28 protein-coding genes, 1 tRNA gene and 1 pseudogene are annotated in these 26,542 nt (G+C 59.0%); 22 read left to right on the forward strand and 8 right to left on the reverse strand.

Annotated elements, in window-relative coordinates:
• Nucleotides 1–62: 62 nt before the first annotated feature.
• Complete coding sequence (locus PSH97_RS08915; protein ID WP_305448893.1) at nucleotides 63–653, reverse strand: cysteine hydrolase family protein; 591 nt, start codon at nucleotides 651–653, stop codon at nucleotides 63–65.
• A 238-nt stretch (nucleotides 654–891) separates the two neighbouring features.
• On the opposite strand from PSH97_RS08915, the gene prmB reads away from it, so the two are divergent.
• The gene (prmB, locus tag PSH97_RS08920; RefSeq protein ID WP_052963689.1) at nucleotides 892–1,800 is read left to right on the forward strand and encodes a 50S ribosomal protein L3 N(5)-glutamine methyltransferase; all 909 of its coding nucleotides are present in this window, start codon (nucleotides 892–894) and stop codon (nucleotides 1,798–1,800) included.
• Nucleotides 1,801–1,922: 122 nt separating this feature from the next.
• Here the strand turns inward: prmB and PSH97_RS08925 are convergent, their stop codons facing one another.
• Together PSH97_RS08925 and PSH97_RS08930 are read right to left on the reverse strand one after the other, a co-directional pair.
• Entirely contained in the window at nucleotides 1,923–2,714 is a 792-nt protein-coding gene (locus PSH97_RS08925) for a hypothetical protein (RefSeq protein WP_305448894.1), read from the reverse strand.
• A gap of 111 nt (nucleotides 2,715–2,825) precedes the next feature.
• Nucleotides 2,826–3,824 (reverse strand): alpha/beta hydrolase, encoded by a 999-nt coding sequence (locus PSH97_RS08930; protein ID WP_305448895.1) that lies wholly within the window; start codon nucleotides 3,822–3,824, stop codon nucleotides 2,826–2,828.
• 85 nt (nucleotides 3,825–3,909) lie between these two features.
• On the opposite strand from PSH97_RS08930, the gene aroC reads away from it, so the two are divergent.
• Genes aroC through mtnC form a run of 5 tightly spaced genes read left to right on the forward strand, consistent with a single transcriptional unit; the run spans nucleotide 3,910 to nucleotide 8,058 of the window.
• Entirely contained in the window at nucleotides 3,910–5,001 is a 1,092-nt protein-coding gene (gene aroC, locus PSH97_RS08935) for a chorismate synthase (protein WP_305448896.1), read from the forward strand.
• Between the two features lie 34 nt (nucleotides 5,002–5,035).
• A complete protein-coding gene (locus PSH97_RS08940; RefSeq protein WP_305448897.1) occupies nucleotides 5,036–6,181 on the forward strand; it encodes an MFS transporter in 1,146 nt (381 codons plus the stop codon).
• The gene (locus PSH97_RS08945) at nucleotides 6,178–6,804 is read left to right on the forward strand and encodes a methylthioribulose 1-phosphate dehydratase (protein WP_305448898.1); all 627 of its coding nucleotides are present in this window, start codon (nucleotides 6,178–6,180) and stop codon (nucleotides 6,802–6,804) included. Before PSH97_RS08940 ends, PSH97_RS08945 begins: the two co-directional genes overlap by 4 nt.
• Before the next feature lie 20 nt (nucleotides 6,805–6,824).
• Nucleotides 6,825–7,370: a 1,2-dihydroxy-3-keto-5-methylthiopentene dioxygenase gene (locus tag PSH97_RS08950; RefSeq protein WP_305448899.1), complete on the forward strand. Its 546-nt coding sequence runs from the start codon at nucleotides 6,825–6,827 to the stop codon at nucleotides 7,368–7,370.
• Between the two features lie 4 nt (nucleotides 7,371–7,374).
• A complete protein-coding gene (gene mtnC / locus PSH97_RS08955) occupies nucleotides 7,375–8,058 on the forward strand; it encodes an acireductone synthase (protein WP_305448900.1) in 684 nt (227 codons plus the stop codon).
• 105 nt (nucleotides 8,059–8,163) lie between these two features.
• On the opposite strand, the gene PSH97_RS08960 is transcribed toward mtnC, so the two are convergent.
• A complete protein-coding gene (locus tag PSH97_RS08960) occupies nucleotides 8,164–8,442 on the reverse strand; it encodes a DUF3509 domain-containing protein (protein WP_007898807.1) in 279 nt (92 codons plus the stop codon).
• 354 nt (nucleotides 8,443–8,796) lie between these two features.
• On the opposite strand from PSH97_RS08960, the gene PSH97_RS08965 reads away from it, so the two are divergent.
• The 11 genes and pseudogenes from PSH97_RS08965 (at nucleotide 8,797) to PSH97_RS09015 (ending at nucleotide 16,923) form a co-directional block, all read left to right on the forward strand.
• A complete protein-coding gene (locus PSH97_RS08965; protein ID WP_305448901.1) occupies nucleotides 8,797–10,635 on the forward strand; it encodes a long-chain-acyl-CoA synthetase in 1,839 nt (612 codons plus the stop codon).
• A 96-nt stretch (nucleotides 10,636–10,731) separates the two neighbouring features.
• Nucleotides 10,732–11,250, forward strand: coding sequence for an ankyrin repeat domain-containing protein (locus tag PSH97_RS08970; RefSeq protein ID WP_007898805.1), 519 nt, complete (start codon nucleotides 10,732–10,734; stop codon nucleotides 11,248–11,250).
• A 133-nt stretch (nucleotides 11,251–11,383) separates the two neighbouring features.
• Complete coding sequence (locus PSH97_RS08975; RefSeq protein ID WP_305448902.1) at nucleotides 11,384–11,914, forward strand: hypothetical protein; 531 nt, start codon at nucleotides 11,384–11,386, stop codon at nucleotides 11,912–11,914.
• An 83-nt stretch (nucleotides 11,915–11,997) separates the two neighbouring features.
• Nucleotides 11,998–12,189 (forward strand): PLDc N-terminal domain-containing protein, encoded by a 192-nt coding sequence (locus PSH97_RS08980; protein WP_007902193.1) that lies wholly within the window; start codon nucleotides 11,998–12,000, stop codon nucleotides 12,187–12,189.
• Nucleotides 12,190–12,273: 84 nt separating this feature from the next.
• Nucleotides 12,274–12,433: pseudogene (locus PSH97_RS08985) on the forward strand (spermine/spermidine synthase domain-containing protein); the annotation flags it as partial.
• Nucleotides 12,434–12,573: 140 nt separating this feature from the next.
• The gene (locus PSH97_RS08990) at nucleotides 12,574–12,807 is read left to right on the forward strand and encodes a hypothetical protein (RefSeq protein WP_030131629.1); all 234 of its coding nucleotides are present in this window, start codon (nucleotides 12,574–12,576) and stop codon (nucleotides 12,805–12,807) included.
• Nucleotides 12,808–13,022: 215 nt separating this feature from the next.
• Nucleotides 13,023–13,364 carry a ribonuclease E inhibitor RraB gene (locus PSH97_RS08995; RefSeq protein WP_007902188.1) on the forward strand — a complete coding sequence of 114 codons (342 nt, stop codon included), beginning with the start codon at nucleotides 13,023–13,025 and terminating at the stop codon, nucleotides 13,362–13,364.
• A 4-nt stretch (nucleotides 13,365–13,368) separates the two neighbouring features.
• A complete protein-coding gene (locus tag PSH97_RS09000; protein WP_305448903.1) occupies nucleotides 13,369–13,674 on the forward strand; it encodes a hypothetical protein in 306 nt (101 codons plus the stop codon).
• Between the two features lie 70 nt (nucleotides 13,675–13,744).
• The gene (locus PSH97_RS09005; protein WP_007902187.1) at nucleotides 13,745–15,154 is read left to right on the forward strand and encodes a circularly permuted type 2 ATP-grasp protein; all 1,410 of its coding nucleotides are present in this window, start codon (nucleotides 13,745–13,747) and stop codon (nucleotides 15,152–15,154) included.
• A 12-nt stretch (nucleotides 15,155–15,166) separates the two neighbouring features.
• On the forward strand, nucleotides 15,167–16,117 hold the full coding sequence (locus PSH97_RS09010; RefSeq protein WP_305448904.1) for an alpha-E domain-containing protein: 951 nt from the start codon (nucleotides 15,167–15,169) through the stop codon (nucleotides 16,115–16,117).
• A complete protein-coding gene (locus PSH97_RS09015) occupies nucleotides 16,114–16,923 on the forward strand; it encodes a transglutaminase family protein (protein WP_074874856.1) in 810 nt (269 codons plus the stop codon). Before PSH97_RS09010 ends, PSH97_RS09015 begins: the two co-directional genes overlap by 4 nt.
• 124 nt (nucleotides 16,924–17,047) lie before the next feature.
• Here the strand turns inward: PSH97_RS09015 and PSH97_RS09020 are convergent, their stop codons facing one another.
• Complete coding sequence (locus PSH97_RS09020) at nucleotides 17,048–17,869, reverse strand: c-type cytochrome (RefSeq protein ID WP_305449766.1); 822 nt, start codon at nucleotides 17,867–17,869, stop codon at nucleotides 17,048–17,050.
• A 633-nt stretch (nucleotides 17,870–18,502) separates the two neighbouring features.
• Between PSH97_RS09020 and PSH97_RS09025 the strand changes: the two genes are divergently transcribed.
• The 3 genes from PSH97_RS09025 (at nucleotide 18,503) to PSH97_RS09035 (ending at nucleotide 22,712) form a co-directional block, all read left to right on the forward strand.
• Nucleotides 18,503–19,708: an acetyl-CoA C-acetyltransferase gene (locus tag PSH97_RS09025; RefSeq protein ID WP_305448905.1), complete on the forward strand. Its 1,206-nt coding sequence runs from the start codon at nucleotides 18,503–18,505 to the stop codon at nucleotides 19,706–19,708.
• Nucleotides 19,709–19,746: 38 nt separating this feature from the next.
• Entirely contained in the window at nucleotides 19,747–21,891 is a 2,145-nt protein-coding gene (locus tag PSH97_RS09030; protein ID WP_305448906.1) for a 3-hydroxyacyl-CoA dehydrogenase NAD-binding domain-containing protein, read from the forward strand.
• A gap of 107 nt (nucleotides 21,892–21,998) precedes the next feature.
• Nucleotides 21,999–22,712, forward strand: coding sequence for an amidotransferase (locus tag PSH97_RS09035; RefSeq protein ID WP_305426032.1), 714 nt, complete (start codon nucleotides 21,999–22,001; stop codon nucleotides 22,710–22,712).
• 68 nt (nucleotides 22,713–22,780) lie between these two features.
• Here PSH97_RS09035 and PSH97_RS09040 read toward each other — a convergent pair whose 3' ends face one another.
• From PSH97_RS09040 to PSH97_RS09050, 3 genes are all read right to left on the reverse strand, one after another.
• The gene (locus PSH97_RS09040; protein WP_305448907.1) at nucleotides 22,781–23,752 is read right to left on the reverse strand and encodes a magnesium and cobalt transport protein CorA; all 972 of its coding nucleotides are present in this window, start codon (nucleotides 23,750–23,752) and stop codon (nucleotides 22,781–22,783) included.
• 144 nt (nucleotides 23,753–23,896) lie between these two features.
• The gene (locus PSH97_RS09045) at nucleotides 23,897–24,619 is read right to left on the reverse strand and encodes a lysophospholipid acyltransferase family protein (protein WP_305448908.1); all 723 of its coding nucleotides are present in this window, start codon (nucleotides 24,617–24,619) and stop codon (nucleotides 23,897–23,899) included.
• Nucleotides 24,620–24,831: 212 nt separating this feature from the next.
• Complete coding sequence (locus PSH97_RS09050; protein WP_123496361.1) at nucleotides 24,832–25,521, reverse strand: crotonase/enoyl-CoA hydratase family protein; 690 nt, start codon at nucleotides 25,519–25,521, stop codon at nucleotides 24,832–24,834.
• Between the two features lie 308 nt (nucleotides 25,522–25,829).
• On the opposite strand from PSH97_RS09050, the gene PSH97_RS09055 reads away from it, so the two are divergent.
• Nucleotides 25,830–25,919, forward strand: a tRNA-Ser gene (locus PSH97_RS09055).
• Between the two features lie 244 nt (nucleotides 25,920–26,163).
• Nucleotides 26,164–26,484, forward strand: a complete 321-nt coding sequence (locus tag PSH97_RS09060; protein WP_038979872.1) for a YbjQ family protein — start codon at nucleotides 26,164–26,166, stop codon at nucleotides 26,482–26,484.
• Nucleotides 26,485–26,542: the final 58 nt, after the last annotated feature.

A 26,542-nucleotide genomic window follows, 5' to 3' on the forward strand; every position in this document is an offset into this window, starting at 1 on the left:
TTACAGCAAATGAGAGGCTTTTGCGGATGAGCGGCGGCATGGACCGCTCATCGAAGGGTTGATCAGATCAGTTCGCGGGTCTGGGCGAGGGTGGCGAAATTGTCCGCCATGATCGCCATCTCGGTGTGCTGAACGTGCTCGGCGCTCAGGACGCCACCCTTGTAGGGCAGGTCGCGAGTCGCACAGGCGTCTTCAACCAATGTGCAACGAAAGCCCAGGTTTTTCGCGGCGCGCACAGTAGTGCTGACGCTGGAATGGCTCATGAAACCGCAGACGATAAGGTCCAGCGAGCCGAGATTCTGCAGGTGCTCCAGCAGTTCAGTGCCATGAAACGCACTCGGCAGCAATTTGCCGATGATGGTTTCGTCGCCCTGTGGTTCCAGGCCCGGGATGAACTCACCGCGCTCGCCTTGCGGGTCGAACAGCCCACCGACGGTGCCGAGGTGGCGCACGTGCACGATCGGCCGACCGGCTGCACGGGCAGCGGCTACCAATTGCTTGATGTTTGCGACAGCAGCATCCATGCCGCTCAGTGCCAAGGGGCCGCTGAGGTATTCTTTCTGGGCATCGATGATGACAAGGGTCGCATGACCCAGATTGGCCGCCGCATAACCACGGCCGCTGAGTTGAAACATCGTTTTTGGAACGGACATTCTGGGGCTCCTTCGAGTGGGGCTTTTGCGACATTGTCCTCTGGCTGAGCGCTTCTGTGAATCGCTACCATCGTAGGCACCGCCGTTGTTGGGTCGCAGCCTTGTCAAGATACTCGTTCTGTTCAATGGCTTGCTGAAAAAATAGAAGAGTCCTACATCTGATCCGGTGTTTTTCCTGCGTCGTCGCGGCGTCTTTTGGCTGTTAGAATCGTCAGTCGTTTTTTCTGGAGTTTGCCCCGTGATCACTTCCCGACTTCGTACCCTGCGTGACCATATCCGTTGGGCCGTCAGCCGCTTCCATGGGGAGGATCTGTTTTTCGGCCATGGGACCGACAACGCCTGGGACGAAGCCCGTCAACTGGTGTTGGGTGCGCTGCACTTGCCGTGGGAAATCGCCGACAGCTATCTGGACTGCCGTCTGGAAGACGACGAACTGGTCAATCTGCAACGCTTGCTCAAGCGCCGCATCGAAGAGCGCATTCCGACCGCTTACCTGCTGGGCGAAGCCTGGTTCTGTGGCATGTCGTTCATTGTCGACGAGCGCGTGCTGATCCCGCGCTCACCGATTGGAGAGCTGATCGAAAAGCGTTTCGAACCGTGGTTGGGTGCCGAACCTGCGCGCATTCTCGACCTGTGCACCGGTTCCGGTTGCATCGGCATCGCCTGTGCTTATGAGTTCCAGAACGCCGAAGTGGTACTGGCCGATCTATCGTTCGAAGCGCTGGAAGTGGCGAATCAGAACATCGAGCGCCACGGTGTCGATGAGCGGGTGTTCACCGTTCAGGGTGATGGGTTCGATGGCTTGCCGGGTCAACGTTTCGACCTGATCGTGTCGAATCCGCCTTACGTCGATGCGGAAGATTTCGCCGACATGCCGGATGAGTATCAGCACGAACCGGAGCTGGGCCTGGCCTGTGGCGACGACGGTTTGAACCTGGTGCGCCGCATGCTCGCCGAGGCGGCGGATCATCTGACTGAGAAGGGGTTGCTGATCGTTGAGGTGGGTAACAGCCAGGTTCATGTTGAGGCGTTGTACCCGGAAGTCGACTTTGCCTGGCTGGAATTCGAGCGCGGTGGGCATGGTGTGTTCATGCTGACAGCGGAGCAGTGCCGCGATCATCAGGCGTTGTTCGCTTCTCGCGTCTGACCAGTAGATCGTTCCCACGCTCCGCGTGGGAATGCCTCAACGGACGCTCCGCGTTCGGCTTCTGGGGACGCGGAGCGTTCCGGGCTGCATTCCCACGCAGAGCGTGGGAACGATCGAAGTCTTCAGCGGTGCGTAGCAATCCAGATCAACAACCCCGCCTGAAACACTGCAAACGCCACCAGACAGGTAATGGTAAAACGCAGCCCGGCGTCTTCGCGTTTGTACTTGCTGACCTTTTCTTCGTGCTTCTTCAGTTTGACTTCCTGTTCCGCCAGGTTCTGCTCGGCTTGCTGGAGCATCTGCGCGGCTTCGAGGATTTCCACCTGCTGCAACTTTTCGCTGTTCCAGTCGCCGAGCAAATCACCGACCGACACCTCTTTAACGCTGCCCTTCAAATGCTGGGCGTCGGCGTAGACCACATCAAAACCGTGCACCCGCAGAAAGTGATCGCGGCGCAGGCGAGTGTCTTCGTTCAGCGCATCCTTGTTGTTCAAGTCAGTGCCATCGACGGTGTAGGCGGGCCATCTCTTCTTCGCCCACGTAATGCCCTGAGCTGCCAAATAGCGCCCGATGCCGCGGTTCATCGGCTCGATCTGCAAGCCGCTTTCCGGCTCGAAATGCACGCGTTTGGCGGTGTGATCGACCCACACGTCCAGATGGTTCTGTTCTTTGCGCACGCGCTGGCCCGGCAGCTTGATGGCCATGCGCATCAGGCTGTGTTCCTTGCTATTACGTTCGGCATAACCGAATTCGACAAAGCGCAACGGCCGTCCACCGGTATTGCGGTCGGCTTGCAGCGGCGCCAGGCGGAGCATTTTGTGGTGCTCGACTTGGACGTCCGCCCACGGCAGCTCGACCGCTGGCGGTGCGTCTTTTTCAGCGGTGGTGTCGGGTGAAGTCTGGGTATCAGTCATAACGGCGAGGTCCTGTCCAAGCGCTGCTTGCCGCCAGTCATAGCGCTGGCGACAAAGGCTTATCGGCCGTTTTTTTCAGGACTGGAGGGGCAACAGCGCTTAAAACAGCGCTTAACGGGTGCGAAGTCCGTCAATAAACCCGAGGATTCGCGCGCCGAGTTCGGCGGCTAGCGGTAATTGCGGATCTTTGTAGGAGGCCAATTGCCGCTTCACGTCGTTGGGCACGATGCGCATCACGTGGTTCATGCCTTCGATCAGCGCCAGTTCTGCGTCCGGTTTGGCGGCTTTGAGTGCCTTGGCATCACCCACGCCGACTTGAATGTCGTTGCTGCCCTGGATGATCAGCGCCGGCATTTTCAGTTTGGCGAAGGCCGCGGCCGGGTCTTGGCGGAACAGCGAAATCAGATACGGCTGCACGCTGGGGCGGAAAATCACCTGCAATTGCGGTGGCACGTTGTCGTCGGTGTGGCCGGCCTTGAGGCTGTCGAGCAGTTCATTGCTGCGCAGCATCAACGACGGTGGCAGGCGATTGCTCAATTGCTGGCGCAGGACCTGATCGATCGGCCGGGCGCTGCCGGACATGGAAATCACCGCCGCGGCATCGACGTTTGGCGCCGCCAGGCTGGCGATCAAGGCACCTTCGCTGTGGCCCAGCAAAATCAGTTTGCCAAAGCGCGGATCGGCGTTGAGCTTCTGGCCCCAGGCTTCGGCGTCGGCCACATAGGCCTCCACCGACAGATTGCGCTCATCGGGCGTGGCCGCCAGGCTCGCCGCCACGCCGCGCTTGTCGTAGCGCACGCTGGCGATGTTGTGTTTGGCCAGCACCCAGGCCAGCCGTTTGAGGCTATCGTTGCGTCCGCCGTCGGGGTTGTTTCCGTCACGATCCGTAGGACCGGAGCCGGAAATGATCAGGACAACCGGTACAGGCGTGTCGGATTTGGGCAGCAACAGTGAGCCGAAAAGCTCGCCGCTGCCCGTGTCCAATGTGATCGGGCGTTGCAGGACAGTGGCCTGTGCAAAGCCGGTAAACAAGGTAAGGCTCAAGGCTAGAACTCGCAGCATCATCACGCCATCATCAACAAGGTGCCGGTTGGACTCGCAGGCACCCATAAGGTTCGAGGATGAACTAGTCGGGTAGCCTGCGTATACTGGCGCGCATTACGTATTTTAGTTTCGATTTCACGGAGCGTCCCGCATGTCCGGCAATACCTACGGCAAGCTGTTCACTGTCACCACCGCGGGCGAAAGCCATGGTCCGGCGTTGGTCGCCATTGTCGATGGCTGCCCGCCGGGCCTGGAGATTTCCCTTGAGGATCTGCAGCGCGACCTGGACCGCCGCAAGCCCGGCACCAGCCGCCACACCACCCAGCGCCAGGAAGCCGACGAAGTTGAAATCCTCAGCGGCGTGTTCGAAGGCCGCACCACCGGTTGCGCCATCGGCCTGTTGATCCGCAACACCGACCAGAAGTCCAAGGACTACTCGGCGATCAAGGACCTGTTCCGCCCGGCCCATGCCGACTACACCTATCACCACAAATATGGCGAACGCGATTACCGCGGTGGCGGCCGCAGCTCCGCCCGTGAAACCGCCATGCGCGTGGCGGCCGGGGCGATTGCGAAAAAGTACCTGGCCACCCAGGGCATCGTCATTCGTGGCTACATGAGCCAGCTCGGCCCGATTGAAATCCCGTTCAAGACTTGGGATTCGGTGGAAGAAAACGCTTTCTTCAGCCCCGATCCCGACAAAGTGCCGGAGCTGGAAGCCTATATGGACCAGTTGCGTCGTGATCAGGACTCGGTCGGCGCGAAAATCACCGTGGTCGCCGAAGGCGTGATGCCGGGCCTCGGCGAGCCGATCTTCGATCGCCTCGACGCCGAACTGGCCCACGCGCTGATGAGCATCAACGCGGTCAAGGGCGTGGAAATCGGCGCCGGGTTTGCCAGCATCGCCCAGCGCGGCACCGAGCACCGTGATGAAATGACCCCGGAAGGTTTCCTCAGCAACAACGCCGGCGGCATTCTCGGTGGCATTTCATCGGGTCAGCCGATCGTCGCGCACCTGGCACTCAAGCCCACATCGAGCATCACCACGCCGGGCCGTTCCATCGACATCCATGGCAACCCGGTTGAGGTCGTCACCAAGGGCCGTCACGACCCGTGCGTCGGCATCCGCGCCACGCCAATTGCCGAAGCGATGATGGCCATCGTATTGATGGATCACCTGCTGCGTCATCGCGGGCAGAACATCAATGTGCGCGTGAGCACTCCGGTGCTGGGTCAGCTTTAATGGCTGACCTTATGGCCGCCGGGGTCTGACGACGTTGGCGGCGCTCCCGTACTGGCGGCTTTCCAGTTTCTATCTGTTCTATTTCGCCTTGCTCGGTTCGACAGCGCCATTTCTGGCGCTGTACTTCGATCACCTGGGCTTTTCCAGTGCGCGTATTGGCGAACTGGTGGCGATCCCGATGCTGATGCGCTGCGTGGCGCCGAATATTTGGGGCTGGCTCGGTGACTACACCGGGCGGCGTCTGGCCATCGTGCGGTTCGGCGCGGTCTGTACGCTGCTGACCTTCTCACTGATTTTCGTCAACCAAAGCTACGCGTGGCTGGCGATGGTCATGGCCTTGCACGCGTTCTTCTGGCACGCGGTATTGCCGCAGTTCGAAGTCATCACCCTGGCGCACTTGAATGGCCAGACGTCTCGCTACAGTCAGATCCGCCTGTGGGGATCCATCGGTTTCATCATTACCGTGGTAGCGCTGGGCCGATTGTTCGAGTGGCTCAGCCTGGACATTTACCCGGTGGCGCTGGTGCTGATCATGGCCGGGATCGTCGTCAGCAGTTTGTGGGTACCCAACGCGCAACCGATTCAGGGTGAACGGTTGGCGGGGGAGGGATTCCTCCAGCAATTGCGCAACCCCGGGGTGTTGGCGTTCTACGGTTGCGTGGCGCTGATGCAGATGAGTCACGGGCCGTATTACACCTTTCTGACCCTGCACCTTGAGCGACTCGGTTACAGCCGCGGGCTGATCGGCATGCTCTGGGCGGTCGGCGTGGTCGCCGAAGTCTTGATGTTTTTGGTCATGAGCAAGATCCTTGCACGTTTCTCGGTGCGTCGGGTGCTGCTGGCGAGTTTCCTGCTGGCGGCTTTGCGTTGGTTGTTGCTCGGTTCGTTTGCTGAATTCCTCTGGGTGCTGCTGTTTGCCCAGGTGCTGCACGCCGCAACCTTCGGTAGCTTTCACGCGGCTGCCATCCAGTTCGTGCAACGTAGCTTCGGCGCGCGTCAGCAAGGGCAGGGCCAGGCGTTGTATGCCGCGCTGGCCGGCACTGGCGGTGCACTGGGCGCGCTGTATTCCGGCTACAGCTGGAATGCCCTCGGCGCCACATTGACCTTTAGTATTGCCAGTCTCGCAGCCTTCGCCGCGGCCGTTATCATTGCCACACGTATGCAAGAGGACAGGCCATGAGCCTTACCCGTGAACACCTCGCCAAGGAAATTATCGACGCCGGGCGTTTTCTGTATGGCCGCGGCTGGTCGCCGGCCACCAGCAGCAATTACTCGACCCGCCTGTCGCCGACCGAAGCCTTGCTGACGGTGTCTGGCAAGCACAAAGGCCAGCTGGGCATCGACGATGTGCTGGCCACCGATCTTTCGGGCAATAGCCTGGAACCGGGCAAAAAACCGTCCGCCGAAACCCTGCTGCATACTCAGCTCTATAGCTGGCGCCCGGAGATCGGCGCGGTGCTGCACACCCATTCGGTGAACGCCACAGTGCTGTCGCGCCTGACGCCGGAAGACTTCATCGAGTTCGAAGACTATGAACTGCAAAAAGCCTTCAGCGGCGTTTCGACTCATGAGTCTCGCGTGCGCGTGCCGATTTTCGACAACGATCAGGACATTGCACGGCTGGCCGCCAAGGTGCAGCCTTGGCTCGACGCCCATCCTGATTGCGTCGGCTATCTGATCCGTGGCCACGGCCTCTACACGTGGGGTGCGCGCATGAGCGACGCGCTGCGACAGATCGAAGCCTTTGAATTTTTGTTCGAGTGCGAGTTGAAGACGCGCTCGCTCTCGAACCATAAAGCATGAACCGTTAAGGAGTTGCCCAGATGAGCAGCCTGTCCGTTTATCACGTCTCCAGCCCCGAAATACCGAACAAAGTCCTGACCCACCTCGAAGACATCGCCTCGACCCTGGCCGAACAGGGCGTGCGCTTTGACCGTTGGCAAGCCACGGCGAAAATCCAGCCCGGTGCCAGCCAGGAAGAAGTGATCGCCGCGTATCAGACGCAAATCGACAAGCTGATGACCGAGCGCGGTTACATCACCGTCGACGTGATCAGCCTGAGCAGCGATCACCCGCAAAAAGCCGAACTGCGCGCCAAGTTCCTCGATGAACATCGCCATGGCGAAGACGAAGTACGATTTTTCGTCGCCGGCCGTGGCTTGTTCACCCTGCACATCGGCGATTACGTCTACGCCGTGCTCTGCGAAAAAAACGACCTGCTCTCGGTGCCTGCCGGTACGCCGCATTGGTTCGACATGGGCGAAAACCCGCATTTCGTCGCGATCCGCCTGTTCAACAACCCCGAAGGCTGGGTGGCCAATTTCACCGGCGATGACATCGCCAGCCGCTTCCCGCGTCTCGAGGACTGAGTCGATGCCGATCAAAGCGATTCTCACCGATATCGAAGGCACCACCAGTGCGGTGAGTTTTGTGTTTGACGTGTTGTTTCCCTACGCGGCCAAACATCTGCCGGATTTCATTCGCGAAAACGCCGGTCGCGCGGATGTCGCCGAGCAGCTCGCCGCTGTTCGGCATGACTGCGGTGAGCCGCAAGCCGACGTCGAACGGGTCATCGAAATCCTCTTGGCCTGGATCGGCGAAGACCGCAAGGCCCCGCCGCTCAAAGCGTTGCAAGGCATGGTCTGGGAGCAGGGTTATCAGGCCGGGCAGTTGAAAGGCCACGTGTACCCGGACGCCGTTGAAGCGCTCAAGCGCTGGCATCAGGAAGGCTATCAACTGTTTGTGTACTCTTCGGGCTCGATTCAGGCGCAAAAACTGATCTTCGGCTGCTCGGACGCGGGGGATTTGTCGCCACTGTTCAGCGGCTATTTCGACACTACCTCAGGGCCCAAGCGCGAAGCGCAGTCCTACGAGCGCATCACCCAGGCGATTGGCGTCGAGGCTTCGCAGATTCTGTTTCTGTCCGACGTCGTTCAAGAGCTGGATGCCGCGCGTGCGGCCGGGATGGCAACCTGTGGCCTGGCCCGTGAGGGCGGGGAACTGGCAGGGCATGTGACCGTCGACAGCTTTGCGCGGATCAATCCTTCAGCCCTGTAAACCACATAACAGGGATTGCGTAACCGCAGAAACAACTCAGGCCGTGAAGCGAAAGCGCTCACGGCCTGTTTGTTTGTAGCGCGTTTATTTATACAACCGCAGGATTTAAACCGAGTGATAGGTCGGCAAGGCGAACCGTTGCTGGCTTTGCAGCATGGAGATCTGCGGCAGTTCGCTGGCCTGTTCGGCGACGTCACGACGAATCGCGCTGATCACCCACGACAGCTGGTCGCCGGCATGCAATTGCTGGTAGGAAATCGAACGCTTGAAGACTTTGCCGTCCGTACTGCGCAGGGTCAGCAGAATGCCGCCGTCAGGCCGTGGCTGGGTGGTCACTTCGAAGTTGGAGAACAGCGACGAAAATTTTTCCTGGATCAGGCTCATGTCTATCAGCTCCGTTTGTGCTTGAAGGGCAACATGGAGAGGTAGTTGCAGTGATTGTGCCAGTGCCTGATTTTTTAAAAAATCATATAAATCAACAAGTTAACCTTTAAGCGTTTTTATGCTTTCGTGCAATCTGCATGAATTGCCATCGTGCATCCTGCATTTTGCGTGGTCGGCCTGTGATTAGATGGAACCAATCACAACGCCAGGGTTCCGCTTTGCGATGCCTGGTCCGAACGCTTCAGGCGCAGATACAAAACATTTCAAAAACCGCGTGTACAGCGCAAGAACCGCTGACGTATTTTCGGCCTCAATCAACGCCACCCGACAATAAGAAGATCGAACGGGAGCACCATGAGCCGCACGCTGAACGACACGATTACCTGGGGCATGATGCTCCGCAAGCTGCCTTCCATTGCCAAAGCCATTCCCCGGGTGGTGAAGGGCATGAAAGCCGCCAACGTCAAGGACCCGACCCAACCGTGTGGTCTCGGCTGGAGCTTCGAGCAGGCGACATTGCGCAATCCCGATGGCCCGGCCTTGCTGCTGGGTGAGGTGAGACTCACTTATGCACAGGTCAATCAGTGGGCCAATCGTATCGCCCATCATCTGATTGCCCAAGGCATCGGCAAGGGCGATGTGGTGGCGATCTTTATCGAAAACCGTCCGGAGTTGCTGGTGACGATATTGGCGATGGCCAAGGTCGGTGCGATCAGCGCCTTGCTCAATACCTCCCAGACCCGCGATACCCTGGCCCATAGCCTGAACCTGGTGGCGCCCGTGGCGATCGTGGTCGGAGAAGAGCTGGTGCCGGCCTTCAATGCGGTCCGCGAGCGGGTGGACATCGAAGCTGCGCGCACCTGGTTTGTCGCCGATCAAGACACTTATCGCCATCCGGGCAATTCGCCCGATGGCTTCATCAACCTGATGACGGCCAGCTGCGACGCGTGCAGCGATAACCCTGTCAGCAGCCAGCAGGTTTTTCTCGACGATCCTTGTTTCTACATTTACACCTCGGGCACCACCGGGTTACCCAAGGCCGGAGTGTTCAAGCACGGCCGCTGGATGCGCAGCTCTGCCAGTTTCGGGCTGATTGCCCTGGATATGCAGCCGCAGGACATCGTCTATTGCACCTTGCCGCTGTACCACGCCACCGGGCTCTGCGTGTGCTGGGGCGCGGCAATCAGCGGGGCGTCGGGGTTTGCCATCCGCCGCAAGTTCAGCGCCAGCCAATTCTGGAGCGACGTGCGCAAATACCGGGCGACCACCCTCGGTTATGTCGGCGAATTGTGCCGCTACCTGGTGGATCAACCGCGCAGCGTCGACGACAGTCGGCACAGCGTGACGAAGATGATCGGCAATGGGCTGCGCCCCGGCGCGTGGAGTGAGTTCAAGACGCGTTTTGCCGTTGACCATATCTGCGAGCTGTACGCCGCCAGCGACGGCAATATCGGCTTCACCAACATCCTCAATTTCGACAACACCATCGGTTTTTCCCTGATGTCCTGGGAACTGGTGGCTTACGACCACGACAGCGGCGCACCCACCCGTGATGCCAAGGGCTTCATGCGCAAAGTGGCCAAGGGCGAGCAGGGGTTGCTGCTGGCCAGGATCGACGATAAGGCGCCGCTGGACGGCTACACCGATCCACAGAAGACCGCAAAAGTCGTGCTCCATGACGTGTTCAAGAAGGGCGACCGTTATTTCAATACCGGTGACCTGCTGCGCAACATCGGTTTTGGCCACGCGCAGTTTGTCGATCGCTTGGGCGACACCTACCGCTGGAAGGGTGAAAACGTCTCGACCACCGAGGTCGAAAACATTCTCTTGCAACACCCACACATCGCCGAAGCCGTGGCCTATGGCGTGGAAATCCACAACACCAACGGGCGTGCCGGGATGGCGGCAATCACGCCGGCTGAATCCCTGGCGACCCTGGATTTCAGCGAGTTGCTGGCTTTCGCCAGGCAGCAAATGCCTGCCTATGCGGTGCCACTTTTCCTGCGGGTGAAAGTGAAAATGGAGACCACCGGAACCTTCAAATACCAGAAGACCCGGCTCAAGGACGAAGCCTTCGACCCGAACAAAACCGGCGACGACCCGATCTACGCCTGGTTGCCGGATACCCAGACTTACGTGCAAGTCACCGAGCAGGTGCTGGCGGATATCCAGGGCGGCAAGTACCGTTATTGAATGTGGCTATAGCCACCCATGAGAAAAAAGAAGTGACAGGTTCCGGACCGCTCGGGAAACTATCGGCTTTCCGATTGACCGAATGTGGAGTCCCCAATGTCAGACAAAAGCCGCCAGATGACGCCCGAAGAGGCTGCTGAATTTGCCGAACAGGTGTTCAACAAAGCGCGCGAGGGCGATGCGGCCATGATGGCTGCGCTGCTGACCAAGGGCTTGCCGCCGAACCTGCGCAATCACAAGGGCGACACCTTGCTGATGCTCGCCGCGTACCACGGTCATGTCGAGACGGTAAAAGTCCTGCTCGAGCACAAGGCCGATCCTGAAATCCGCAACGACAACGGCCAGAGCCCGATTGCCGGCGCGGCATTCAAAGGTGATCTGGCTGTGGTCAAGGCGTTGGTGGAAGGTGGAGCTCAAGTGGAAGGTTCGTCCTTCGACGGTCGCACTGCGCTGATGATGGCCGCGATGTTCAACCGCGTCGAAATCGTCGACTACCTGATCAGCAAAGGCGCCGATCCGAAAGCCAAGGATGCCAACGGTGTATCCGCGCTGGACGCAGCCAAAACCATGGGCGCGGTGGACACCACCGCACAATTGCAGAAACTCCTGGCCTGACCTCTGTGGCTGCGGGGCTTCTATGGCGAGGGGGCAAGCTCCTTCGCCACAGGTTTATGCCAGGTCCCGCAATCCGTTTCCGAATGCGCTATCCTTCGCGCCCTCAAATCTCCCTCGCTACAGGATCCACCTCATGAAAGCCGCACTCGTCGAACTCATCAGCAAAATCAGCTCCGGGTGCATGAGCGATGACGAAATTCTGAAAGTCGCTGATGAAGCGGCTCAGGCCTACGCCGATCCCGAGGCTTTTCTGACGGCCAATCCGGACATCAACTACGACGATACCTTTCCGATCCCGTTGGGCGAGTGGGTGGTCGTCGGCAGCTTGCCGGAAACCGTGCTGTTCCAGGCCGACACCTACATGGACCTGTTTGCGCAGATCGTCGCCTCGTTCGGCCCCAGCGTGGATTTCAACATCAAACCCAAGCAACTGGCCAAGACCGAAGCCCTGACAGCGCTCAATCGTATTCAAGTGCAGATGAGCAGCATGAATAAAGAAAACGGCGGTTACACGCTGATGAACTTCAGCCAGTTGCTGGACGACGAACTGCAAGTGGTGCTGGTCTACGGTAACGACGTGCCACGGGTATTGGAGTTGTGCGCGGAAGTTGGTATTGCCGCCGCGCCGTCCCTGGAAGCCCTGAAAGTGGCGATCCACGTCTGAAGCTGTCTAGCACGGTAATAAAACGGAACCCTCGCAACACCCGACTATCCTAAGAGTGCATATCACTCTTCGGGAGCGTCACCATGGGTTCCACGTTCAACAGCCTGGTTGGCCTGATTATTCTTGCCCTGGATATCTGGGCCATCATCAACGTGCTTAAAAGTGGCGCCGAGACCGGGATGAAAATCATCTGGGTGCTATTAATCCTCCTGCTGCCGGTCCTGGGCCTGATCATCTGGGCCATCGCCGGGCCGCGAGGCAATGTGCGGATCTGATCGGTTTCCCGCAAACAACACTGAACCCTGTGGGAGCGGGCCTTTGAGAATAATGCTCGCTCGGGGAAGGTTCGACCTGTCATGGCTTGCCGTCGCTGCCTGAACGAAGGCGGCATTCTGGTGATGCAGAACGGCACGCCGTTCATGCAAATCGAACAAGTCATAACCACCGCCGGTCGCCTGCGCAGCCTGTTTCCGGACTGGCACTTCTGCGGCCGTGCCGACCTACATCGCCGGCGCGGTGAACAAACCCAGCAACGACTAAAATGAACACAGGTATCTGTGTTTTTTCTGCTGGCGCGCGGTAATCCGTTTGAACGATCACTCAGGGTAAAAGTCCAGATTGTTGTAAGCCCATTTGCGGGTTTTATCGAGGAGGCACCGATGCAAAAGTGGAAAATCACTTTCGTGGATGATCACGGTGAAACAGTGGACGAACTCTTCGAGTGCGAGGAATGCCCGAATAGCGAGCAAGCCGCCAAACTCATTCGCGCCCGGCGCCTGCCTGTCGCTGCCGAACTGGATCTCAATGATCTGGAGGGGCGTACCGATGATCCGACCGTCAAAAGTCTGAAATCCCAGAACAGCATTGAAATCATCAGTATTACCCCGATCTGATACACCTCTTGTCACATTCACAACCAGACCTTGGCAGCAGCTCTATCTTGGGGCTACTCTGCAAGCGAGATCAGCGAATGACTCGCTAAGGTCTGGTCTTGTCAGCTACATGCTTGTTTCCCGTCGGTAACCTCTGTTGCCGTATCGCTCTCACCAATCGGTTGAAAGTGCAGGGAATACGGAAAGTCTATCCATCAGTCTGAGGGGGACGTTTCATGAGCACAGCCTATCAAGAAGACATCAGCAGCAGTGTGCTGCGCCGCATGAAAGAAGGCGGTTTCGACTTTTCACGATTCCATCCCATCGAGTTCTACGCCATTTTTCCGGACGAGGAGCGGGCACGCAGGGCGGCAGGTCATTTCTGTGGTGAATCCTTGAATGCCCAGATCAGCGTGCGCGACGACGGCGCGTGGCATCTGGAACTGAGCAAAGTGATGTACGCCACCTATGACGGGATCGGCGACTTTGAGCAGGACTTCGAGGCGGTGGTCGAGCCTCTGGGCGGTATCATCGAAGGATGGGGCGTCAAGCAGGAGGTACGAGGGCTACTCGCATAACTTTATGAGCAGTGACAACACTCAGCAACGGCTGACCTTTGGGTTGGCCGTTTTCGTTTTTGCTGTATGGAAAGCAAGATCAAATGGACAAAAAAAAAGCCACCTGAACAGGCGGCTAAAAGGGAAGAACGATAAGTTTTCCAGCGAATGCGTGGATTATCCGCATCGCCCTCCGGGCAGTGAAATCAACTCTGGCTATGCTGCTGATAGGCGACAGCATTGCTTCGCCATGAAGCGGGGGCGATCAGGTTGGGGCATTTCCCGCACAGGATTGGTGCGGTGGGTGCAGCGCCATTATCCAACTGATTGATATCAAAGCGTTTATGCCGATGGCACGGGCCTTGCGAAGGCCTGGATGTCCGGGTGACAAGGAGTACGGCATGATCCGCACCTATTTTGATGAGATGTACGATGCCGGCGGCCAGGTCCGCCCGCATTATCGGGAGTTTGCCCGTTGGCTGGCCGAAACGCCTGACGAGCTTTTGGCACAACGGCGACGCGAGGCCGATCTGTTATTTCATCGTGCCGGGATTACATTCACGCTCTATGGTGATGAGCAGGGGACAGAGCGCCTGATTCCCTTCGACACCATTCCCCGCAGTATCCCCGCCAGTGAATGGCGGGTCGTCGAGCGCGGCTGCATTCAGCGGGTCAAGGCATTGAACATGTTCCTTGCCGACCTCTATCACGAGCAGCGCATCATCAAGGCCGGCATCATCCCGGCCGAGCAAGTGCTGGCCAACGAGCAATACCAGTTGGCGATGCAGGGGCTGGATCTGCACCGCGATATCTATTCGCACATTTCCGGCGTCGACCTGGTGCGCGATGGCGACGGCACGTACTACGTGCTCGAAGACAATCTACGTACACCCAGCGGCGTGAGCTACATGCTCGAAGACCGCAAGATGATGATGCGCCTGTTCCCCGAGTTGTTCGCGGCCCAGCGCATCGCACCGATCGACCACTATCCGAACCTGTTGCTCGATACCCTGAAAAGCTCCAGCCCGATCGACAACCCGAGCGTGGTGGTGCTGACGCCGGGGCGTTTCAACAGCGCGTTTTTCGAGCATGCGTTTCTGGCCCGGGAAATGGGCGTTGAACTGGTGGAGGGCGCGGACCTGTTCGTACGCGATGACAAGGTGTTCATGCGCACCACGGACGGGCCGAAAGCGGTCGACGTGATCTACCGCCGCCTCGACGATGCTTTCCTCGATCCTCTGGCGTTCAACCCGGATTCGATGCTCGGCGTTCCAGGACTGCTGTCGTCCTACCGCTCCGGCAACGTGGTGCTGGCGAATGCCATCGGCACCGGGGTCGCGGACGACAAGTCGGTGTACCCCTTCGTCACGGACATGATTCGTTTCTACCTGGATGAAGAGCCGATCCTGAAGAACGTGCCGACGTGGCAGTGTCGCAATCCCTCGGAACTGTCCCACGTGCTGGCCAATCTTCCAGAGCTGGTGGTCAAGGAAACCCAAGGTTCCGGCGGTTACGGAATGCTGGTGGGGCCGGCGGCGACGGCGGCGGAAATCGAATCTTTCCGTGAGCGGATCAAAGCCAAGCCCCACGCGTATATCGCCCAACCGACGTTGTCTTTATCGACCTGTCCGACCTTTGTCGAAAACGGCATCGCTCCACGCCACATCGACCTGCGTCCGTTTGTATTGTCTGGCCGCGAAACCCGGGTTGTGCCCGGCGGTTTGACCCGTGTCGCCTTGCGCGAAGGCTCCCTGGTGGTGAATTCCTCCCAGGGCGGCGGAACCAAGGACACCTGGGTGGTCGAGGATTGAAGGAAGCCTGCCATGTTAAGTAGAACTGCCTCGGATCTGTATTGGATGTCGCGTTACCTGGAGCGGGCCGAAAACCTCGCACGGATGCTCGACATCAGTTATTCGCTGTCACTGATGCCTCAGGACGGTCGTGGCGATGGCTTGCACGAACTCGCCATGCCGCTGCTGATCACCGGCACTCTGGATGATTACCTGGAGCGTCACGGCGATCTGCATGCCGAACGGCTGCTGCACTTTTTCGCTTTGGATGCGGCCAACCCGGCGAGCATCTACAGCTGCCTCGGTGCCGCGCGCGCCAGCGCCCATGCGGTGCGTGGGCGAATCACCGCCGACATGTGGGAAAACATCAATTCTACCTGGCTGGAAATTCGCGGAATCGCCGAGCAGGGCTTGAGTCGCTACGGCATGAGCCGTTTCTGTGAGTGGATCAAGGAACGTTCCCACCTGTTCCGGGGTGCGTCCTACGGCACGATCATGCGTAACGACGCGTTCCGCTTCATTCGTCTGGGCACCTTTATCGAAAGGGCTGACAACACCTTGCGCCTGCTCGACGCCCGTTACGAAATGGCCGGCGATCAGGCCGAAGCGGTCAGCGACGGCACGGCCCACGCCTATTACCAGTGGAGCGCGTTGCTGCGGGCCTTGTCATCGTTCGAGGCTTATACCGAGATCTATCGCGACGCCCCAGGCGCCCGGCATGTGGCCGAGTTGTTGCTGCTGCGCGCCGACGTGCCGCGCTCCCTGCGTGCCTGCACCGAAGAAATCGACCAGATCCTCGCCCAATTGCCAGGGGCCAACGGCCGTCCCGCACAACGGCTGGCCGCGGAAATGGACGCACGCTTGCGCTACACCGGCATCACCGAAATCCTCGACGAAGGCCTGCACGCCTGGCTGACCGAGTTCATCCCGCTGGTGCGCCAGTTGGGCAACGCCATACACAGTTCCTACCTGGAGGCTGCATGAGACTTTCCATTAGCCACGAGACCACCTATCACTACGAAGATCAGGTGCGGGCGAGCATCCAGTACCTGCGACTGACACCCCACGACAGCGAGCGCCAGCATGTGCTCAGCTGGCAGCTCGACTTGCCGCGCCCGGTGCGCGCGCAACTCGATCCGTTCGGCAACATCCTGCACGTACTGACCATGGACGAGCCTCACGAGGCCATCATCATCGGCGCCCGGGGCCAGGTGGACATCGACGAATTGCGTGAGGCGGAACATGAAAGCCAGTCGGCGCTGCCGTTCCTGCGCTTCACGCGCCTGACCGAAGCCGACGAAGCCTTGCGCGCATTCGCCGAGAAGGCCTGCAAACAACGCCGGGATCGTACGGCGCTGATCGATTTGATGCATGGCCTGAACCAGCACATGACCTACACGCCGGGTTCCACCGAAGTGGACACCAGCGCCGCCCAGGCATTCGCCGGGCGTTCCGGGGTCTGCCAGGACCACACCCATGCGTTTCTCGCCTGCGCTCGCAGCCTGGGCATTCCATCGCGTTATGTGTCGGGGTATTTGTACAGCGAGAACAGCGAACACCTGGCCAGTCACGCCTGGGCTGAAGCCTGGCTGGATGACGCCTGGTACAGCTTTGACGTGACCAACGAACTGGCCCGCCCGGAGCGTCACCTGAAACTGGCTGTGGGCCTGGATTACCTCGACGCCTGCCCGGTGCGCGGCATGCGCCGTGGTGGCGGGTGCGAGCAGATGCATGCGAAGGTGTTTGTCTCACCGACGCCGGCGCCGGTGATCTCAGTGCAGCAGCAGTAAACCTACACGCTGATCGTTCCCACGCTCCGCGTGGGAATGCCTCCACGGACGCTCCGCGTTCGGCTCTTGATGGGACGCAGAGCGTCCCGGGCTGCATTCCCACGCAGAGCGTGGGAACGATCGGTTACGGCTTAACCTTGCGCCCAGACATATGCTTCAAATACCCCACCAACAACTCCAGATCCCCCTCCGGCAATACCGTCGTCGCGAACGCGGGCATCTTCGCCTGTGGCCACTGACGCAAGCTCTGCGGATCACGAATGTAGCGCTTGAGGAAATCCGCGCCGAAGTACTCGGTCGGGTTGAACGGAATATTCAAGTCCGGCCCGAACTGCGAATCTCCCGCGCCATTCAATCGATGACAGGCCAGGCAGTTCTTCTGAAACAGCGCAAAGCCCTTGTTCACCGGATCGTCCGCCTTCAGCGCAGGATCGGGCAGCAGGGCAGGGAAGCGCTCGGCCACCGGGGCCATGCGCTTGATGCTCGCTACTTGGAACGGCCATTGCTCGGGGCTGATGTTGCTCGCCTGCGGATTGGTCCAGACCAGATAAAACGGCCCCGCACTGTGTTTGCCCTCTGACAACGGCGGCCACGGCTGGGCCGGTTCTTCAATCGCCAACCAGGCCCGCGCGCCTTGGATATTGAGCAACGGTGCGGCGGCCAGTTCGGCAGCAAAACCGTCCAGGGCCACGGCTTGCAGGTGATCGCCAGGCTTGGTGCCCGTCAACAACGCCGCCATCGGCACGGCGCGATAGCTCATGTCCCGTTTGTAGGAAACGTCGTTGGTGATCGTGATGGTCTGAGCCTGAGGATGCTTGAGCAATTGCTCGGTCTGCCAGGTGCGAGAACTCGCGCCTAGCTCCAGACTCAGCTGTGCGGCAGACAGAGGCATGCTGAGCAGCAAGGCCCCAAATAGAGTGAGCGCTTTCAAGTGATCGCCGTCCATGTCGTGGAAGTGCCGCAAAGGTTGGCACAGCCACGCTGACCCGGGTAGCGAGTCAATCACATTTTTATCAGGCGAAACGAAAACCCTGATGCCCGATCAGCCAATCACCTTGGTCAGGTTCGGCAAAATCAACAACAGTGTTGTGGCGAATAGAATGAGCCCGGCTTGACGTACTTTCGAATGCTTGAACATGGCTTGACCGCCTTTTTTGTTATTTCCTGGTGCCTGCCTGCATATCCATGACGGCAGAGCGCTGCACTTCCTGTAGGACGAGTGCCTCGGCAAAACCCGACGACAACTTCGTACAGGTTTACCTTAGGGCCCGCGTCACGCTTGGCTTAGATCCATTTCGTATGTATTGAGCACTCATCGCTGTAAAAAAAGCATGAGGCTTATGGCCAGCTTCTTGGGCGCCCGTTTGCTAGACAGCTTGGTGATGGGAATCGGTTTATCCGATAGCAGACTACCGTTCGTCTGAGCGTGACCGTCAATGCCAATGAGCACTGCGGTCATTGAATCCACGGCTGCTCGGCATAAGGTGAGGGCATAAAGATCAGGGTCACAGGCCTCCTGTAGGCGCTGCCGAAGGCTGCGATCTTTTGAGTTTCATTCACCTTCAGGTTCGAGGACGTCATGACCCAAGCTTTGATATTCGACGCGTTACGCACGCCCCGTGGCAAAGGCAAGGCCAATGGCGCCTTGCACAGCGTCAAGCCAGTGAACCTGGTGGCCGGGCTGCTGACGGCGCTGCAGCAGCGCACGTCCCTGGACACCAGTCAGGTCGATGATGTCGTGCTCGGCTGCGTGACGCCCATCGGCGACCAGGGTTCCGACATCGCCAAGACCGCCACGCAGGTGGCCGATTGGGACGTCAGCGTGGCCGGCATGCAGCTCAATCGCTTCTGCGCGTCGGGGCTGGAGGCGGTGAACCTCGGTGCGATGAAAGTGCGTTCCGGTTTCGAAGACCTGGTGGTGGTCGGTGGCGTCGAGTCAATGTCCCGCGTGCCCATGGGCAGTGACGGTGGCGCTTGGGCGCTGGACCCGGAAACCAATTTGCACAACCACTTCACGCCCCAGGGTGTGGGGGCCGACCTGATCGCCACGATTGAAGGCTTCAGCCGTCAGGACGTCGATGCCTTCGCCTTGCACTCCCAGCAGAAGGCGGCGCGGGCGCGGGCGAACGGTTCGTTCAACAAGTCGCTGGTGCCGGTGCGGGACCAGAACGGCATCATCCTGCTCGATCACGATGAGTTCATTCGCGCCGAATCGACAATGGAAGGCCTGGGCAAACTCAAACCGAGTTTCGAAATGATCGGGCAAATGGGCTTCGACGCCACGGCATTGCGGGTTTACAGCCAGGTCGAGCGGATCAACCACGTGCACACGCCGGGCAACAGTTCCGGGATTGTTGATGGCGCGGCGCTGATGCTGATCGGCTCCGAGGCCAAGGGCCGGGCGCTGGGCTTGCAGCCGCGAGCGCGAATCGTCGCCACAGCGGTCACCAGCACCGACCCGACCATCATGCTCACCGGCCCTGCGCCGGCCACTCGCAAGGCACTGGCCAAGGCCGGGCTGCGGGTCGAAGACATCGACCTGTTCGAAGTCAACGAAGCATTCGCCTCGGTGGTGCTCAAGTTCATCAAGGACATGGCCATCGACCCCGACAAGGTCAACGTCAACGGCGGCTCCATCGCCATGGGCCACCCGCTCGGCGCCACCGGCTGCGCGATTCTCGGCACGCTGCTCGATGAACTGGAAACCCGGCGCCTGCGCTATGGCTTGGCGACATTGTGTGTCGGCGGCGGCATGGGCATTGCCACCATCATCGAACGCCTCTGAGCCCGACTTTAAGAAAATCCGACTCAAGGAAAATTGCCATGACCGAAGCCATCCGTTACGAAAAGGGTCAGGACCAGATTGTCGTCCTGACCATCGACATGCCGGGCCAGAGTGCCAACACCATGAACGCGGTCTACCGCGAGGCCATGGCCACCTGCGTCGCCCGACTGGTCGCCGAAAAGGACGCCATTGCCGGCGTGATCATCACCTCGGCCAAGAAGACCTTCTTCGCCGGCGGCGACCTCAATGAGCTGATCAAGGTCGGCAAACCCGAGGCCAAAACCTTTTACGACATGGTGCTGACCCTCAAAGGCCAACTGCGCACCCTGGAAACCCTCGGCAAACCGGTGGTCGCCGCCATTAATGGCGCGGCACTCGGCGGCGGTTGGGAAATCTGCCTGGCCTGCCATCACCGTGTGGCGCTGGACAATCCGTCGGTGCTGCTGGGCCTGCCGGAAGTCACTCTTGGCCTGTTGCCGGGCGGCGGCGGGGTAGTGCGCATGGTGCGCATGCTGGGCATTGAAAAAGCCCTGCCGTATCTGCTGGAAGGCAAGAAAATCCGGCCGCAACAGGCGTTGCAGGCGCGGTTGATCGACGAATTGGCCGCCGATCGAGATGAACTGATGGCCAAGGCGCGGGCGTGGATTGTCGCTCACCCGGTCGCTGTGCAGCGCTGGGACGTGAAGGGTTATCAGATTCCTGGCGGCACGCCGTCGGACCCGAAGCTCGCGCCGATGCTGGCCATCACGCCATCGATCCTGCGCAGCAAAACCCAGGGCTGCCTGCCCGCGCCGGAGAAAATCCTCTGCGCCGCTGTGGAAGGCGCCCAGGTGGATTTCGATACGGCGCACCTGATCGAAACCCGCTACTTCACCGAACTGACCACGGGCCAAGTGTCGAAAAACCTTATCGGCACCTTCTGGTTTCAGCTCAATGAGATCAACGCTGGCGGCTCGCGGCCCCAAGGCATCGCGCCTTGCGTGACGAAGAAAGTCGGCGTGCTCGGCGCCGGGATGATGGGCGCGGGCATCGCGTTTGTCAGCGCATCAGCCGGCATCGACGTGGTGCTCAAAGACATCAACCTCGCTGCGGCAGAGAAGGGCAAGGCCCACTCGGCGACGCTGCTGGACAAAAAGGTTGCGCGCGGTCACCTGAGCCGGGAACAACGCGAGGCGATTCTGACGCGAATCCATGCCACCGAGAACGATGCGGATCTGGCCGGCTGCGACTTGATCATCGAAGCAGTGTTTGAAGATCGCGAACTGAAAGCCAAGGTCTCATCAGCCGCGCAAGCAATCGTCGGCCCGGATGCGGTCATCGCCTCCAACACCTCGACCTTGCCGATCAGCGGCCTGGCCACCGCCGTGCCGGACCAGACGAAATTTATCGGCCTGCATTTCTTCAGTCCCGTGGAGAAAATGCCACTGGTGGAAATCATCAAGGGCGTCCATACCAGCGACGAAACCCTGGTTCGAGGTTTCGATTTCGTCCTGCAAATCAAGAAAACCCCGATTGTGGTTAACGACAGTCGCGGCTTCTTTACCTCGCGGGTGTTCGGCACCTTCACCAACGAAGGCATTGCCATGCTCGGCGAAGGTGTGAGCGCGCCAATGATCGAGACCGAAGCGCGTAAGGCCGGCATGCCTGTCGGACCTCTGGCGATCTCCGACGAAGTTTCCCTCAGCCTCATGAGCCATATCCGCGAACAAACCGCCAAAGACCTGCGAGCAGAAGGGAAAACCCTGATTGAGCACCCGGCGTTCGCCGTGATTGACTTGTTGCTCAAGGAATACAAGCGTCCGGGCAAGGCCGCTGGAGGTGGTTTCTACGATTACCCCGCCACAGGGCAGAAGCATTTGTGGCCAGAACTGAAAAGCCGTTTCGAGAAAGCCGATGGGCAGATTTCGCCGAAGGACATACGCGATCGACTGCTGTTCGTCCAAGCCATCGAAACCGTGCGCTGTCTGGAAGAGGGCGTGCTCACCTCGACGGCGGATGCCAACGTCGGCTCGATCTTCGGCATCGGCTTCGCGGCCTGGACCGGCGGTGCGCTGCAGTTCATCAATCAGTACGGCGTGAAAGACTTCGTCGCTCGCGCCCAGTACCTGGCCGAGCAGTACGGTGAGCGCTTTACACCGCCTGCGCTGCTGCTGGAGAAAGCCGCCAAAGACGCGTTGTTTTAAGGGACGTTCCAAGGGACCGATGACGCGCTCCGGGGCTTGCCTTGCCACTGTGTTTCAAGGCAGGCTCTGGGGTGTGCATTATTCCCTTCATGTGTCAGGTATTTTTTATGTCGTTACGCATCTGCATTCTGGAAACCGACATCCTGCGTCCGGAACTGGTCGATCAATATCAGGGTTACGGGCAGATGTTCCAGCGTCTGTTTTCGCAGCAGCCCATTGCTGCCGAATTCACTGTGTACAACGTGATGCAGGGCGATTATCCCAGTGATGACGAGACCTTTGATGCGTACCTGGTCACCGGCAGCAAGGCTGATTCCTTCGGCACCGACCCGTGGATTCAAACCCTCAAGACGTACCTGCTGAACCGCTACGAACGCGGCGACAAACTGCTGGGCGTGTGCTTCGGCCATCAACTGCTGGCGCTGTTGTTGGGCGGCAAGAGCGAGCGGGCGACCCAGGGTTGGGGCGTCGGCACCCACAGCTACAAACTTGCGGCCAAGGCGCCGTGGATGAGCCCGCTGAGGGAGGAGTTGACGCTACTGATCAGCCACCAGGATCAGGTCACCGCGCTGCCGGAAAACGCTACGGTCATCGCCTCGAGCGATTTTTGCCCGTTCGCCGCGTACCACATCAACGATCAAGTGCTGTGCTTCCAGGGGCATCCGGAGTTCATTCACGATTACTCACGGGCGTTGCTGGATATTCGTCAGCAGCATCTGGGCGAAGAGGTTTATCAGAAAGGTATGGCGAGCCTGGAGCATCCTCACCATGGAGCGACTGTTGCGGAGTGGATGATGCGGTTTGTGGCGCACAAGCCTTAGTCGGATGTTTGATCATTCCCACGCTCCGCGTGGGAATGCATCCCGTGACGCTCCGCGTCACACCATACTCACAACCACCCCGACCGCTTGAAACTCGCCCACAAACCGACGCACCCAACGGCAATAAACCCCAACACCCCGAAATACCCATAATGCCAAGTCAACTCTGGCATGTCCTCGAAGTTCATCCCGTAGATCCCGGCCACCGCCGTCGGGAACGCCAGAATCGCCGCCCACGCCGCAAACTTGCGCTGCACCACGCTCTGGCGCGACGCCTCCAGCAACACCCCGACCTCGATGGTCTGGCTGGCAATGTCCGCCAAGGTCGTGAGGTCTTCCATCTGCCGCGTGACATGAATCTGCACATCGCGAAAGTACGGGCGCATATTCTTGTCGATGAACGGAAAGCTCAGATTTTGCAGTTCCTCACCGATCTCTACCATCGGCGCCGCAAACCGGCGCAAGCGCAATACATCGCGACGCAGGCCGTGGAGTTTCTGGATATCGCGTTCGTTCAGGGAACCGCAGAGGACATTGGTCTCCAGCTCATCGATCTCGGCATGAATCGCTTCGCCCATCGGCTGGTAGTTTTCAATCACGAAGTCGAGGATGGCATAGAGTACGAAATCTTCCCCATGCTCCAGCAACAGCGGCCGCGCCTCACAACGCTGTCGGACATAGGCGTAGGACGCTGAATGACCATTGCGTGCGGTAATGATGTAGCCCTTCCCGGCAAAGATATGAGTTTCGATGAACTCCAGTTTGCCTTCATTGCGGATCGGCGAATACGTGACGATAAACAGTGCGTCGCCGAACGTTTCCAGCTTCGGTCGGCTGTGTTTTTCCAGGGCGTCTTCGATAGCCAGTTCATGCAGGTTGAACTGACGTTGCAGGTTGAACAGCTCTTCGGCGTTCGGTTCTTCCAGACCAATCCACACAAAGTGGCCAGGCTTGGCGGCCCAGGCAGCACCTTCGTCGAGGGTGATATTGGTGACTTTCTTACCGGCGCTGTAAACCGCAGCAGCAACGACTCTACCCATGATGGTGATTCACTTCTTATTAGCCGCTTTCTGTAAAGACTGGCGGTGCCAGGCAGGATTCAGCTTAACCTTGTCTGCTGCTTGAGAGTCAGCAAAATCTGTAGAGTTCGCAGGCAAAAGAAAACCCGCACAGGGCGGGTTTCTTCAGGCGGCTTGCAGTTGCCGATCCATCGAGTCGATACACTCGCGCATCTGCTCGCGGCACTGGGCGATCAGCATCGGCATGTCATCCAGACTCAATCCAGCCGTAGGAATCGCCGGCAGCGAACGGATCAGAATCTTCCCACTGCGCCAGCGGTTTAGTCGCATGTGTTTGACGTAACTGCTGACACACACCGGAACGATTGGCACGCCCGCGGCAATCGCCATCTGAAACGCGCCTTTCTTGAATGGCAGCAATTCTTCGCCGAGGTTGCGCGTGCCTTCCGGGAAGACCCAGATCGAGGTGTCTTCATGCTGCAAGGTGCGAGTAGTGGTCAGCATCGACTGGCGTGCCTTGTGCGCATTGCCGCGGTCAATCAACACATTGCCGGCCAGCCAGAACAACTGCCCGAATAACGGCACCCACTTCAGGCTCTTCTTGCCAATGCACACGGTGCGGCGGGGCACCACGTTGCCGAACACAAACAGATCGTAGTTGGACTGGTGGTTAGCAATGATCACGCAGCTGTCAGGCTTATCCATCAACGGCCCGACGTCGGTCTTCACCCGCAAGCGCAAAATGCACATCGCCGGCCACGCATACAGACGCGCGCATAAACGGCTGTTGTCCGGATTAAACGGCCGGCATAGACCGAGGATCACCCCAAGCAGGCCGGCCAGAATAAAGTGCAAGCCCATCAATAACATACGAAACACAAACAGCATTTAAAGGCCCACCGGGACAAAAGGTGGCGCAGTGTACGGATGTGCGCTGTTTTCGGCAATTGCCGCTATGGAAGTGGGAGATAGCCGATGTTTGAGCGCATGTTTCCGACTTATGGGTCAGATGCGGCCTAGAGCGCTTGTAAGGTTTTAAACCGGACACGTAAGAAAAAGCCGACACGACGGTCGGGCTTTTCGGTGCAACGCGTAGGGGCTTAACCCATATGCTCCTGATCCAGGATGATCGCGTTGTCCAGCGTCTCCAACAACGCCTTACGCACTTTCAGTTTGGTGTTTTTGTGAGCGGTCATGTTGAGCTTCTTCAACTGACGAGCCGCCGCCAGCGCTGCGCCTTGCAGCTCTTCGGCCGATACCACCAGATCAAGGAAACCGGCATCCACAGCACTCTGCGGATTGAACATCTCGGCATTGATAACCGCACGATGAAACGCCGATTTGCGCAGACGATCACGCGCCAGCTCGATACCGGCGTGGTGCATGGTCATGCCGATCTGCACTTCGTTCAGACCAATGCTGAACGGGCCGTCGACACCAATGCGGTAGTCCGCCGACAACAGAATAAACGCACCCTTGGCCACCGCATGTCCAGGGCAGGCCACAACCACCGGGAACGGGTGCGACAGCAGGCGACGAGCCAGGGTCGAACCGGCAGCCACCAGTGCAATCGCCTCTTTAGGGCCGGCTGTCATCACCTTCAAGTCATAACCACCCGAAAAAATGCCCGGCTGGCTGGTAATGATCACCACCGCCCGATCCGCTACTGCCCGATCCAGCGCAGCGTTAAACGCAACAATCACATCCGGCGAGATGGCATTGACCTTGCCATTGCTCAAGGTCAGGGTCGCGATACCGTCTTCGAGATGGTAGGAAATCAACTCACTCATGACGCCAATCCTTCTAATAAAGTAGGGCAGACGTTACCCACCGCCGTAGGCCAGGTAAAGCGCCGTGACTGACCACCCGGTCACCCTTTTCCCCGCCCGGCAAGCGTTGCCGGCCACGCCAGCCGCGCATTCCCCTCTATATAGAAGAGGGCGCGAAGCCGGAGATTGGCGGGTTTGCCATGGCACGGCACCCACCGGAACAACTAAATCGCTAACCGCATGAAAATTCTGCAAAAAAAGTTTGCCATCAGAAAAGCTTTCGACTACATTAGCGCGCCTCGACAGACAGAACATGTTTGAAGAGATACGGTGAAGTGTCCGAGTGGCTTAAGGAGCACGCCTGGAAAGTGTGTATACAGGAAACTGTATCGAGAGTTCGAATCTCTCCTTCACCGCCAAATTCGATATACACAAAACCCCTGATTTCGAGAGAAGTCAGGGGTTTTGTGGTTTCTGGTGTCCGGATTTTTCAATCATGGCTGCCACTTTTTCAAACCGCCCCCAACGCTGTGTTTCAGGCGTGTTCCGCCCCCTGTTAGACTGGCAACCGCCCTCGGCGGGACTCGATCTCTATACTCAATTCTCGCGCCGCTTTTTCCGTCGGTTCACCCTATCGACGACAGCTCTGAACAAGGACATTTCATGATCACCACCACAACCCACACCATCGAAGGCCGGCAAATCACCGCTTACCTGGACATCGTCAGCGCCGAGTCGGTGCAGGGCGTTAACGTGATTCGCGACTTGTTTGCCGGGATGCGGGATTTTTTCGGCGGACGTTCTCAGACATTGGAGCGGGCATTGAAGGATGCGCGAATTCAGGCCACCGACGAGATCAAGGAGCGGGCGCGGGCGCTTCAGGCGGATGCAGTGGTAGGGCTCGATTATGAGATCAGCATGCCGTCCGGCAAGGGTGGAATGGTAGTGGTGTTTGTGACCGGGACGGCGGTCAAACTGCGGTAAGTGGTGTGAAGAAATCTTGAGGATGCCGCGGTGCCAAGGACGCGCACATTCTGTTTAT

The organism is Pseudomonas cucumis, assembly GCF_030687935.1.
GTDB classification, from domain to species: domain Bacteria; phylum Pseudomonadota; class Gammaproteobacteria; order Pseudomonadales; family Pseudomonadaceae; genus Aquipseudomonas; species Aquipseudomonas cucumis.